Here is a 13,725-nt window from a genome sequence, read left to right on the forward strand (position 1 = left end):
AAAGGGCTGAGGCATTTCTCTGCCCTTTTCTTAGTAGAGAGGAGGAGAGCTACTTGGAATTTCGTGTTGAAGATGTTTTGAAATTAGCATCATTAAAAAAGGCAGTTGTATTAAGCGGGGAACAATATCTTCATAAAGTCGTCAAAGGTTCAACCATTATGGAAGCCCCAGACATAACTGACTGGTTAATAGGTGGGGAACTAATTTTAACAAGTTTATACCCTATTCGTTTTTTTAACGAGAATGAGCAAAAGCAGTTTATTGCAAAGTTAGCTGAAAAAGAAGTTAGTGCATTAGTGATTAAAAATCATCGTTTTGTAAAAGAGATTCCCCAGTCCATCATCGATGAAGGGGAAAAGTGTAAGTTGCCGATTATCCAAATTCCTAAAGAAGTCCCATATGTTGACATTCTGTATCCTGTGATGGGAGAAATTTTAAATACTCAAGTAAAAAAACTTCAGTATTATAAAGAAATCCATGACCAGTTTACATCTTTATCGTTGGCTGATGAAAGTCCAGAAAAAATCATTGAGACATTAGAAAAACTAATTGGAAATCCTGTCGCCTTATTTGACCGAAATTTCTCTTGTTTAGCTTCCACACTCCCTTTTCTAACTAATTTCGAAATTGTTGCAAAGAATTATCATTTTGACAAAACAGAAGAGATGAAATTTCCGCATTACCGTCAAGTCGTTAAGTACCTTGAACAAAAAGAGAAAATTGGACACCAAATAGTCGTTCCAATTGAAACGATTAATCATATAAAAACTTACCTATTAATTGGTGAAATGAATAAGCCTTTGGAAGAACTTGATTTTATTGCAGTTGAAAATGCTGCAAACTCGCTTTCGCTTGAATTAGTCAAAAGATTTGCTGTGGCAGAAGTAGACAAACGATTTAAAAATGATTTACTGGAACAATTAATTGAGGGAAAATTACCTTCCAATATTCTTTACCAAGATGCCAATTTAATTGGTTGGGATATTGAAGGATCATTTGCAGTTGTTTTATTCAAAATAAGCAAAAACAATGAACTGATCTCTTCGAAACAAGTGAAACGAGGAATATCCAATGGCAATGAAGAGACATTGCTTCACGAAGCTATTTATCAGTATTTACCAAAAGCGATTATTGGTAGTAAAAGCGGATTAAAAGTGGTGCTCTGGAAAGTCGAAATAGAGGATAGAGAATGGTTGATCAAAATGAAAGAAAGAGTATCGACTATCTTAGATTTAGTGAAAAAACAAAATAGCGAAATAATTATTCAAGTCGGGATAGGAACGCTATCAGAACATATTAATAATATTTCCGAAAGTTATATAAAGGCTCAAGATGCGTTGGAATTTGGAGAGGTTTTAAATGGTAAAGAATCCATTACATCTTATTCTGAATTAGGGGTCTTTAGGATGCTGGGCAAGTTCACTAATTCCGAGGAGTTAAAGACTTTTATTCCAGCATCTTTACAAATACTGCTAGATTATCAGCAGGCAAATAAAACAGATTTGTTAACCACATTAAAAGTTTTTTTACAGTGCAATCAAAATGCGACAAAAGCATCCCAACTTCTTTTTATCCACCATAAAACAGTCGTCTATCGTATTGAACGAATCAAGGAAATTACAGGGATGGATTTTGAGAACGCTGAAGAAGTGTTATTAGTTCAAATTGGATTAAAGATTACCGAACTTCTAGAACGGGAAAAAATCCATAAGTATTGACTTCATTCAGCAGAAACCTCACACTTCTATAAGTGGCGAGATGAATGTAAAATAGTTAATGCATTCAGTGGAGGGTCAACTCCGGCTGAATTTCAAGGAACTCAGGCTAAGATCGCCGCGTCCTGCGGCAATGCCTGAGTGACCAACATCCTGTTGGCCCAAAGCCTCCGGCGGTTGCCACGGATTTTTAATGGTATTTATCGAGCAAGCTCGATAGAATCTGGGCGCACTGTTTTCTGCGACGAGCTTGCGTAGGAGTAAATACGCCAAGGCGAATTTGATGTTTTATTATATAAAAAGATTAGGAGTGTTATCAGATGGTAAGAAAGACGTATCGTGCAAAAAATGTAACAGCATCAGGACCGTATTCACATGCAGTAGAAGCAGATGATTTTATTTTTTTCTCTGGTCAAACAGCAATGAATGCGGAGACAGAAGAAAATTTGCAAGGAAATATTGCAGAACAAACAAAACGATGCTTTACTAACTTATTTGAGGTATTAGAAGCAGCAAATCTAACACATGATGATGTTGTTAAAGTAAATGTATATCTAACGGATATGAATAATTTTTCTTCTATGAATGAAGTATATAAAACGTATTTCAACGATCCTTATCCAGCTAGGACTTGTGTGGCAGTTTTAGCATTGCCTTTAGGCGCGGAAGTAGAGATTGAAATGATTGCGAAAAGAAAAGCATAAGTAATTTTTTTGCAAAGCACTGGTATAAATTCCAGTGCTTTTTCTTTGCTTAGGAAACTATTAAAAATTTTAGCAACATAAGATGTAGCATTTTGTATGTTGAGCGCGATGAGCCATTCCGGCCGCTTGCGCGTACGCTGTGAAGTCTCATTTGAATAACTTGGACAATCGTATAGAACTTGGACAATCTCACCTTAAAACTGGACAATCCCCTCGAATAGTTGGACAATCTAACATGAAAGTTGGTCAATCTCTCCCTATAGTTGGACAGTCCTCCCTTCAAGTTCATTTCATACAACCATTAATTGGAATGATGTCGTTTATTTATCGTTATCTCTTTCCAAATTAACTCGTTCTTTTTAGAGATGCTTGCTTACAACTAATATTTGACCGATCTTATCCATTTGATAGACTTTATTTTTGAGAAATACTACATAAAAATCGAATTTATATTGTGTAACTGATTCAATAGCAAACTTTCATGGATTGTAGCGAAAGCGTCCGCCCAGCAGCGGAAATCCCAGCGGACACTTAACAGCACTATCTTACGACGTCTTATCCCTATTATGTGTGTCATACCATTCATAGTTCTCATTAGCTATACGGGGGCAGAGACAGGTACTTACTAATGCTTTTTGAAACTATCCATTCACTCAAGGCATAGAGAAATATCTTAGGAAACGCATTCATTATATTTTGACTATTCGGTGATGATAACGCTAGAATTTCCGCGCAATTCATTATATTAATAGTATTGGAAACAGGAATGGTTGTTCAATGTGTACAAATGATTGTTCAATGGCGTTGTTATTGTAACAATTGTTATGCACTGTATATAGCGAGCGCTTGTACATTTTGTTTAATAGACATAAAGACCTCCCTAATACATCTATGTATAATAAGTATTGTTCAAAAGAAAACGTTTTCGAGAGATAATAAAGTTGTAATGTAACTCGAAGTTATTTAACTAATTAAAGTGAAACTGCCTATGTTGGAAAGAATATTACCATTTCCAAATGCTAACACTACTATAGTGTAATAATTATATAGGAACAGGTTAAACTTTTATTTATCGTCTAGAGTAAACGTCGCTGTAAAATACATCATACGATAAAAAGGAGCACGGCATATGTCTACAACAAATGAAGGTTACGATTCAAAAGTATCACAAGTTGAACTTGCCTCTGGATTGGATGAATCACTACATCCGAATACCGAAAAGGATAGAACCGTTAAGCCAAGAGACTATGTTTTCATGTGGATGGGCGATGGGGTTAACATAGGAAATATGACGTTAGGGGCAAGTGTAATTATTGCGGGAGTGGCAACGTTAAACGTTTTCCAAACAATCCTGGCAGCTCTAATCTCAATTGCGATTATTTCAACTGTTTTCGCATTAAATGATCGACTGGGCTATAAATCAGGTATTCCATACGTTGTACAGCTTAGAATGTCTTTCGGTACAAAAGGAACAGTTATTTCATCACTATTACGTGGTATACCTGCTATTGTCTGGTACGGTATTCAAAGTTGGATTGGTGGTACCGCTTTAAATGAATTTGTGAAGATTGTTACGAATGGATCTTTTGATAATATTATTGTTTGTTTTATAGCTCTTCAACTAGTTCAGATTGTTATCTCACTATTTGGCTTCCATGCAATTAAATGGGTAGAGACGGTTGCATCTATTGTTTTCATGATAGGACTTATTTATGTGTTTGGAATCCTTGTAACATCATACGGCACGGAGATTACTCAAACTTGGGTACAAGCAGAAGGCTCATGGGGATTACCGTTCTTCGCGCTTATTATGGTCTTTTTAGGGAATTATGCAGGGATCTTTGTAAGTGCTGCAGACTATTCCAGAGAGCTGAAAACAGGAATAAGTGATAAGAAGCGCGGAGCATTATACTTTATCCCGATTACTGTCTCATATGGTTTTGTTATTGTCATTGGTGCAATGTTAGCTGCTGCAACAGGTATAACGAATCCTGCAATAGCACTTCCGGTAGTAATCGAGAATCCTTATATTTCTGCGGGTGTATCTCTATTTATCGTCATTACAGTAATTGCGACAAACATGGTAGCAAACGTCGTTCCACCAGCGTATGTTATTACATTACTGACAAAATTAAATTATAAAATTTCTGTAACTATTACAGGATTGCTTGCTCTATGTGCATTCCCTTGGTTGCTTATACAGGAGTCATCAGCTGCAGGTCTAAATATGTTCGTTCTGATTTATTCCGCATTTTTAGGGCCGGTTATTTCAATTCTGTTGGTTGAATATTATATTTTGAGAAAACAGAGAGTAAATACTGCAGAATTATACAATGAAGAAGGTTCTTATGCCGGATATAATCCAGCAGGTTTGCTTGCGATGTTAATCGGTGCAGCCGCTGCCTTTATAGAAGTTGAGCTGGCATGGATCATCGGTGTAGTAGTGGCAGGGACAGCTTACTACCTTCTATCGAAATATGCCTTTAAGGGTTCAAGTTTCAAAAAAGGTACGATTTTCGAGAAGTAAATATTTTTTCTGAAAATACCTCATGGAGAATGTATCTTCATGAGGTATTTTCGTTGTTAATTTTGCACAATCGTTTGTTTAAAGTGCACGAAATATTCTCCTTCCTTATTCACAATAAATAATAGAAGTTGTTTCTTTTGGTTAACTAGCCTAAAGAAGTGTAACTATTTTTTTTGTACAATAATTGTTGTCCACTATTCGGATATTTCCGATGAACCCTATTGTTTAATTGAGTTCGAAAACGAAAAGTTTCGTTTCTTAACGAATTAAACAAAAGTGCCAAAGTTAGTGGCATCTAGTAAGGAGGAAGTATTTTTGAATCATTTTAATAGAGAAAAAGCGACAGCTGCCGGCTATAGTAATGATGTTTTGCCGACAAAAAAAGGGGATCGAAATTGGGGCATAGGTAATTTTTTTACCGTTTGGATGGGCGCTGTTCATAACATTCCAAACTATATTGCCATCGGCGGTCTTTTTGCTTTAGGGATGTCAGTTGGTCAAGTCTTTGGGGCTATTATGGTTGGCTCTATAATCATTGCGTTAATGCTCGTTCTTAACGGTCATGCAGGATCAAAATATGGATTGCCGTTCGCTATGTTGCTGCGTTTATCATATGGACCTAAAGGAGCAATGATTCCTGGAGTTTTAAGGGGAGTTATTTCGGCGATTATGTGGTTCGGATTTCAAACATACGCAGGAAGCCAAGCATTATCAATCTTAATTGGAAAGCTTTGGCCGACGTATTTAACGTTAGGCGGAGATTGGAGCTTTTTAGGATTATCATTGCCGGCATTGCTTTCGTTTATGATTTTTTGGTTATTTAATGTTGCTTTGATATATGGAGGAATGGGGTTCTTAGGGAAATTTACAAATATCCTCTCACCTCTTGTTTACATTGTATTTGGCGGAATGGCAATTTGGGCAATTAACTTAGCGGGTGGGATTGGCCCTATTTTAGCTTATACCGGCTCGGGAGTTGCAGGCAATCCAATCATTATCTTCTTTGCCGCTATAACAGCCGTGATTGCAGCATGGGCAGCGCCGATTGTAAATGTTTCAGATTTCACAAAGCTAGCGAAATCTACGAAAACGCAAGCAATTGGACAAACTGTCGGACTTGTTGTGGCATATCTTTTATTTGCGATTGCGAGTATCTCGATTATTGTCGGATCTGAAATCGCTTTTGGAACACCAATATGGAACGTACTTGATGTTGTAGCTCGGTTTGACGGGACGTTTGCAATAGCTATTTCTGTTCTTACTCTTTGCTTAACAACATTATCGGTTAACGTTACAGGAAATATTGTACCTGCCGGTTACCAATTAGCGTCTTTATTTCCAAAAAAACTAACTTTCAAATCCGGTGCAATCCTTGCAGCAATCATAGGGATTCTCACTATGCCATGGAAACTGATGGAAAGTGCAACGAGTGTTTTTACTTTCTTAAATGTTGTTGGCGGGATATTAGCTCCGGTTACTGGGATCATGTTAGCTCAATATTTCATCATATCAAAAACGAATATTGACTTGAATGCATTATATGATGCGAAAAAGGGAAGGTATCATTATTCAAAAGGTTTCAATGTAAATGCGATTGTAACAACAATTATTGCAGGCGTCGTTTGTTTGATCGGGAATGTTGTTCCCTTTTTAAAACCGCTTTACGATATGTCCTGGTTTATAGGAATCATTACAGCTTTTATTCTTTACACAGCGCTTGAATCTGCGCGTTCAAAAAGAACTTTGTTAGATAAAACTCCCGAATTAAATAAGGAGAATAGTTAACTAAAGATGTGGTCAAACAAATGTTTGGTCAAAAAAATGGTAAGTTAAAATTTTTTTGATAGTTGAGAGGGGAATTCAAATGGTATTTGATTTAGTTATTAAAGGCGGAAATGTAGTATTGCGTGATGGTGTTTACAAAGTGGATATCGGGATTAAAGATGAAAAGATATCTTGCATTGCGGAACAAATTACGGATGATGCAAAAGAGGTAATCGATGCAACTGGACAATATGTTATGCCAGGAATGATCGATACACATGTCCACATTAGCGAACCTGGACGTACAGAGTGGGAAGGTTTCGAAACGGGCTCGAAATCGCTAGCTGCTGGAGGAACGACTAGCTATGTGGAAATGCCGCTAAATGCCTTGCCAGCAACAATCAATAAAAAAGCGTTAGATTTAAAGCTAGAAGCAGCTTTTAACCAAAACTACGTTGACTACGCATTTTACGGCGGACTAGTACCGGAAAACCTGGACAATCTAAAAGAATTAGCTGACGCTGGCGTTCTTGCTTTCAAATGCTTCTTATCCGATATTACAAGTGATATTCCAGAAGATTTCATAAATGTGGATGATTTCACATTATACAAAGGTATGCAAAAGTTAGCTGAGTTGGATCAAATCCTATGTATCCATGCGGAAAACGCGTCTGTTACGTCTGGACTTTCTAAAGAATTTGCGAGAGAAGGCAAAAACTCTGGAGTAGAATATGCGGAATCACGTCCTATTTTTACAGAGGTGGAAGCTGTCAGCCGTGCGATTCTTTTTGCTAAAGAGACTGGTTGTAAATTGCATCTTGTTCATATTAGTACTTCAGAGGCAATACAGACAATCTTGAAAGCACGTGCAGAAGGTGTAGATGTAACGGTTGAATCATGCCCTCATTATTTTGCATTTACTGCCGAGCAAGTGGATGAAATTGGCCCAAGAGCAAAATGTCAACCTCCAATCAGAAAAGCAGAAGATCAAGCAAAATTATGGGACGAGCTGCTGAATGGAAATATTGACTGGCTAACATCTGACCATTCGCCTTGTACTGAAGACTTAAAGCAAGGAAACCTTTGGGAAGCTTGGGGCGGAATTAGCGGTGCGCAAAACAACGTCGATCTTATGTTTGACCTGGCTGTTAAACAACGTGGATTAGCCGTTCATAAATTTGTCGACTTAATTGCAACGAATCCAGCTGAACGTTTCAACATTACCCATAAAGGTGAAATTGCCGTTTCAAAAGATGCTGATATCATTTTAGTAGACCCTAACCAGTCATATACGGTTAAAAGAGAAGACCTTTACTACAAAAACAAACATAGTGCATATGAAGGTAGAAAAATTGACTGCCGCGTAACAAAAACAATCGTTCGCGGAAATGTAGTATTTGATTTAGAAAATGGAATCGTCGGAGAACCGGTTGGAAAGTTAATTTCTGCTAACTAATTGGTTCATTCAATCCCTTTGTCATTGTCAATTCCGGCAATGGCAAAGGGACATATATACTTGGAGGTATGAAAGATGACTACATACGATTTAATCATTAAAAACGGGAAAATTGTTACAGCAGAATCCACTGTTCAAGGGGATATTGCGATTAAAGACGGCAAAATCAAAGAGGTTGGTCAATCACTTCAAGGTTCGGCTGATCGAGTAATCGATGCAGAAGGGCTTCATATTTTGCCTGGATTAATCGATACGCATGTCCATTTTAATGAGCCTGGAAGAACAGAATGGGAAGGAATTGAAACAGGAAGCCGTGGCTTAGCTGCTGGTGGAGTTACAACCTTCTTCGATATGCCATTAAACAGCACACCGCCAACGATCAACAAAGAAAACTTGGATCTAAAAAAGGCTTGTGCAGATGAAAAATCCATCGTAAATCCTCGTTACTGGGGTGGACTTGTTCCCGAAAATATTGAAGATCTAAAAGAACTACATGAGAATGGTGTCATCGGATTCAAAGCATTCATGTCACCAAGCGGGATCGCTGATTTCAATCATGTTGACGATGAAACGATTTTCAAAGGTATGAAAGAAATCGCTTCTCTTGGCTCTCTTCTTGCAGTTCACGCTGAAAGCACAGTTATTTGTGATCAGCTTGCTGAAGAAAAGCAAAAGCAAGGTAAAACGACTGCAAGAGATTTTGTTGAATCAAGACCAATTATTTCTGAAATTGAAGCTGTAAGAAGAATCATCTCTTATGCAGAAGCAACTGGCTGTAAAGTACATGTTGTCCATGCGAGTAGTAGAAAAGTCGTTGAAGTTATTCTGGCGGCGCAAGCTAGAGGCGTCGATATTACAGTTGAAACTTGCGCACATTATTTAGCTTTAACTGTAAAAGATCTTGAAGAAAAAGGCGGATTGGCGAAGTGCTGCCCTCCGTTACGCGATGAAGATGAGGTTGAAGATTTATGGGTTGCGGTTGCTAATGGGGAAATTAATGTAATTGCCTCTGACCATTCTCCAGCTCCGGCATCTATGAAAACAATAACAGATAACTATTTCGAAGGTTGGGGCGGAATCTCAGGTGCTCAATCTACATTAAACGTTATGTTAACAGAAGGGTATTTCAAACGTAACCTTCCTTTAGAGAAAATTGTTGCTTTAACAGCGACAAACCCAGCGAAATTATTCGGACTAGATAGTAAGGGAACCATTGCCGAAGGATATGATGCTGATCTAGCGATTGTAAATCTAGAAGAAAGTTTTGAGCTTAAGAATGAAGATTTATTCTATCGTCATCAACATTCTCCTTATGTAGGTATGACATTTAAAGGAAAAGTCAAATCAACGATTGTCAACGGTGAAGTCGTATTTGAAAATGGAGAAATCACAGCTCCACAAAAAGCGAACGCTTAAATAGTAAAATCCCAAACCGCTTGGTTTGGGATTTTTGCTGTCCAGCTCTAAGCGCCATCGACATTCAGAAAAGTATTAGATATTTTCAATGACTTATTCTGTTGCTCTAAGCCATTTACTGGATTCATACATTGTAAAACTACATACCATTGGGATTTAGCGCATTGGTTCTGATGCATCTACGCTCTATTAAGTTTAGATGCTAATTAGTTAGCAAGTAAAAATGATTGCAGCGGAAGGTGGCGACTCTAGCGGGATGAGTGAGACAGATGAGACATCACAACGTACGCGAAGCGGCGGTGATGGCTCATTGCTCACCCCGCAGAAAGCGTCCGCCTGTAGCGGAAATCATAGCGGACACCTTGCGCTTTTCTTAACTAAATGCTTCTTCCTCTTCTTTTAGAATAGAGCCGATGATGAGGGCTACGCGTATCCGCAGAGAGTCAGCTGGATCACGGAGTGAGCAGTTTAGCAGTTCTTCTGTTTTTTCTATTCGATATTTCACTGTATTTCGATGAACGAATAATTTTCTCGATGTTTCTGAATACTCACATTGGGCATCTAAGTAAACTTGAATCGTTTTTACTAGTTCTTGGTCTTCCTTTGTTTTTGGAAAGGCCAATGATTTTAATGTATTTTCATAAAGGGCTTTTAAGTCTTTACGAGGAAGGGATTTTAACAATTCCTCCAAATCCCTTGTTTTGTAATACTTTATAAACCCTTTTAAATTTTGTTCGTATCCTGTCAATATCGCTTCCACAGCTTCATAATAAGCGGTCGGTATTTCTTTAAGGGATGACACTGAGTGACTTACACCAAAAGACAACGTGAAATCTCCACTGAATTTTGCTTGGACATTTTCTATAAATTGTGTGATCGTATTAATTTCTTCATCACTATATTTCGAGAATTGTAAAATCATAGCGAAGTACTTTCCTTTTGTGAATAAAGTAGCTTCTAAACTTTCATGTATGATTTCATCTTCAAGCTGGTCGTAAACACTATTATGTAGCTCTCCAACTTTTTTTTCATAAAGCTGCAATGTTTCATATATTTCCCCTGTGGCGTCGATTGTACATACTACACAGACATTCTCCATACCTTTTTGGAGCCCGTAATAATTCGAGCGGCTAAATATTTCTTCATCAGATTGGATTTTCATTTCGATTAAATCAGCGAAGAAGTTATTTTTTAACAATCTCGAGTTTTCTTCGATTGCTTGCTCTTTTACGATTGTAAATGAAATGACATTGCCTGCCTGTTCGATTGCCATTTGTGAAGAAGGATAAGGTAAAGTGAGTGAGTCGAAAATGACGAGCATACTTGGATATTGACGCTTCGTATGAACAGGAAATGTCGTAACGCTTTGATGTTCCTTTGATGGGATTGAAAAAGTAGTCCCTTCTCGGGAAACTGGTAAGTCCTCCTTCACCTTCTGAAGAATCTCATGTTTAATCTCCTTCATTGACTCCTTCACAAAATCATGACTTTGAGCAATCTTTTCTCCCCTGTGATTCAATAAAAGGGCTGGACGTGCCAAAAGATAGCCTAATTGTTCTAGTAGAGCACTTAAACTGTATCCTTTGATGAGCATATTTGAGAACTCTTTTTGAACATGCAAGGCATAATAAAGTTGCTCTGCCTCATGATCATTCAAATAATTCAAGATATGGCGGGAAACTTCACCTAATGTGTGATTTGTAGGTAAATCAATAATTGGGAATGCAAGTTCATCAGCTAGTAATTTCACTTCGGGTGGCAATTGATGGAAGAAACGGCTAATTTTGATGACAAGGCCTGAACAATTTAAGTCGTGCATTTGTTTGATTAACTCGCAAAATTCCTCTGTATCATCCTTAAACGCATATCCGGTTGAAAGGAGAAGATGATTTTCAGCTAAAAAGTTGATCACGTCAGGTGTATCAGATATATTTACAGATTGTACATTTCTTGTTAGACCGCGATGGCCTGCAAGTACAATACCTTCTTTCATTCCTTCTAATATAAATAAATCATTTATGGTTTTCATACGAATACCCTCTCTATTTAAAAGTTTCCATAAGGAAAATTTATTATGTTCCTATTCTGCCCATTTTACGTTAAAGATAAACAAAAATCAAAGTATAAATTGGTCATAGTAAACAATGACAATTCCGAACGATATCTGTAGACTAGAATAGTTAAAAGCCAAAAATAAGGGAATACTATAGAGTGGTTATAATTTAAATTTGGGTTGAAACTATTTTTTATTCAAAGGAAATAAGTCCTGATCGTGATAGCGGAGCGTTCCCTTCCAGTGAGTTAAGATATTTCCCATATCTATCCGGAAGGTCGCAGAAACAATGGATTTGTGCTGTCCTTTCAGCACTGGAGGGAACAAACCAAACATTTTTACACCAGCTAAATTCCTATTTGGTAGAACATGGCCGAAAACGGACGACCCTATAGTAGGAGTTCTAATTAGGTATCAATGCTGCTGATATTCATAAAAGAAAAGGTGATTGTTATTAACGAGTTATTAAAATCAAGTAACTGGATTTCGGGCTTACAGTGGCTCTTTTTTATTTTTACGAACATAGTTGTCATACCGATCACTGTCGGATCGGCTTTTGAACTTTCGCCAAGCACGATTGTCAATATGCTTCAGCTTTCCTTTATCGTGACAGGATTAGCATGTATCGTTCAAGCGTTTTTTGGACATAAACGTGCCATAATGGAAGGACAGTCCGGACTATGGTGGGGAATAATTTTAATGCTATGTAATACGGCTGTGGCACAAGGGATGCCTTTACCTGTTTTGGGGGGCAGTTTAACGGTTGGTATCATTATTACCTCGATTATAACCTTGTTGATTGGTATAACAGGGCTGGGACCTCATATAGCCAAGTTATTTAAACCTGCCGTAATGGGCGTATTTATGTTTTTATTCGGATGTCAATTAATTGGTATCTTTTTAAAAGGTATGTTAGGTATTCCATTTGGCAATCAGGCAGCTGGTGCGCATATCAATGTATCTATTGCTTTGTTATCGATAGTGATAGCAATTGTTGTAATCGTGATCAGTGTAAAGGCACCTTCAAGTGTTCGACGCTATGGTTTACTCATCGGAATTATCGGTGGTTGGATTATTTATGCGCTTATTTTCAAGCCGGAAAGTCTTGTCAGTGAAACTACGTCGTTTGGCCTTGAGCTATTTCCATTAGGAAAGCCTGCATGGGACATTGGAATTATCATTACAACTGTTATAGCAGGATTGTTAAACTCTGCAAATACGTTTGGCGCATTAAAAGGTACGGAAAGTATGTATGAGGTGGAAACGACTAAATCCGAATACAGAGCTTCCTTCACGATTACAGGTATTTTCACTTTTATAGCAGGAATTTTTGGACTTGTTCCAAATTCACCTTACGTATCTTCGATTGGTTTCTTAAGCCAAACAGGAATAATAAAAAGGATTCCTTTTGTTCTCGGTGGATTTATGTTTCTTGTAATGGGCCTCATTCCGCCCGTTGGACACTTTTTCTCACAGCTTCCACTAAGCATTGGTAGTGCAGCGCTATTTGTCTCTTATTTGCTTCTTTTAAATTCTTCCTTGAACTTTTTCAAACAGGTTGAATTCAATACGGTCAATATCTATCGTTCGGCTGTTCCATTGTTTGTAGGTGTTGTGATTATGACCCTTCCTGCTTCTTATTTTGTTACCATTCCAAGTGTGATCCGTCCAGTTCTTAGCAGTGGATTATTAGTGGGGATCATTCTAGCTCTACTATTAGAGAATCTCATCAAATGGGACAATTACGGAAATGAAGATAAAGGCAAGCAAAAAGATATAGCGAATACGGTTACGGATAAAACCGATTTACAAATAAAATGATAGTGAATAACTTAAAAATCAAGACTAGTCTAAAGGCAGTAATATAATTACTGCCTTTTGTTTTATCCATTTTATCCATATTGGTTAAATAAAATATAGAATTTTATCTATATAAGCTAAAGACTATTTTTATGGCAACGTTTACAATGAGTAGTGGAGCTAAAGAGACTTTACGTAAATGAAAGACAATTCAGTGCATACTATTCGCATGTATTACAAACAATAGTAGCGTTACCAAAATAATTATAAAAACTACATAGCCAGAAAAG

At 37.4% G+C, this 13,725-nt stretch carries 8 protein-coding genes; 7 read left to right on the forward strand and 1 reads right to left on the reverse strand.

The features are described from left to right. Window positions 1-53 precede the first annotated feature (53 nt). The 6 genes from BMZ04_RS17085 to BMZ04_RS17110 all read left to right on the forward strand — a co-directional run bounded on the left by BMZ04_RS17085 (window position 54) and on the right by BMZ04_RS17110 (window position 9,582). A complete protein-coding gene (locus tag BMZ04_RS17085; protein ID WP_255367990.1) occupies window positions 54-1,718 on the forward strand; it encodes a PucR family transcriptional regulator in 1,665 nt (554 codons plus the stop codon). Between the two features lie 317 nt (window positions 1,719-2,035). Continuing rightward, window positions 2,036-2,419 (forward strand): Rid family detoxifying hydrolase, encoded by a 384-nt coding sequence (locus tag BMZ04_RS17090; protein WP_093274302.1) that lies wholly within the window; start codon window positions 2,036-2,038, stop codon window positions 2,417-2,419. 1,129 nt (window positions 2,420-3,548) lie between these two features. After that, window positions 3,549-4,946, forward strand: a complete 1,398-nt coding sequence (locus BMZ04_RS17095; RefSeq protein ID WP_093274306.1) for an NCS1 family transporter — start codon at window positions 3,549-3,551, stop codon at window positions 4,944-4,946. Window positions 4,947-5,261: 315 nt separating this feature from the next. Continuing rightward, window positions 5,262-6,731: an allantoin permease gene (ncs1, locus tag BMZ04_RS17100; RefSeq protein WP_093274309.1), complete on the forward strand. Its 1,470-nt coding sequence runs from the start codon at window positions 5,262-5,264 to the stop codon at window positions 6,729-6,731. A 79-nt stretch (window positions 6,732-6,810) separates the two neighbouring features. Continuing rightward, entirely contained in the window at window positions 6,811-8,166 is a 1,356-nt protein-coding gene (allB, locus tag BMZ04_RS17105) for an allantoinase AllB (RefSeq protein WP_093274313.1), read from the forward strand. Window positions 8,167-8,241: 75 nt separating this feature from the next. Then, complete coding sequence (locus BMZ04_RS17110) at window positions 8,242-9,582, forward strand: allantoinase (RefSeq protein ID WP_093274321.1); 1,341 nt, start codon at window positions 8,242-8,244, stop codon at window positions 9,580-9,582. 373 nt (window positions 9,583-9,955) lie between these two features. Here the strand turns inward: BMZ04_RS17110 and BMZ04_RS17115 are convergent, their stop codons facing one another. Next, the gene (locus BMZ04_RS17115; protein WP_093274324.1) at window positions 9,956-11,611 is read right to left on the reverse strand and encodes a PucR family transcriptional regulator; all 1,656 of its coding nucleotides are present in this window, start codon (window positions 11,609-11,611) and stop codon (window positions 9,956-9,958) included. 468 nt (window positions 11,612-12,079) lie between these two features. Here BMZ04_RS17115 and BMZ04_RS17120 point away from each other — a divergent pair, with 468 nt between their 5' ends. Next, window positions 12,080-13,456: a uracil/xanthine transporter gene (locus BMZ04_RS17120; RefSeq protein ID WP_255367991.1), complete on the forward strand. Its 1,377-nt coding sequence runs from the start codon at window positions 12,080-12,082 to the stop codon at window positions 13,454-13,456. Window positions 13,457-13,725 lie beyond the last annotated feature (269 nt).

It is taken from the genome of Psychrobacillus sp. OK032, from assembly GCF_900111345.1.
Lineage (GTDB): Bacteria > Bacillota > Bacilli > Bacillales_A > Planococcaceae > Psychrobacillus.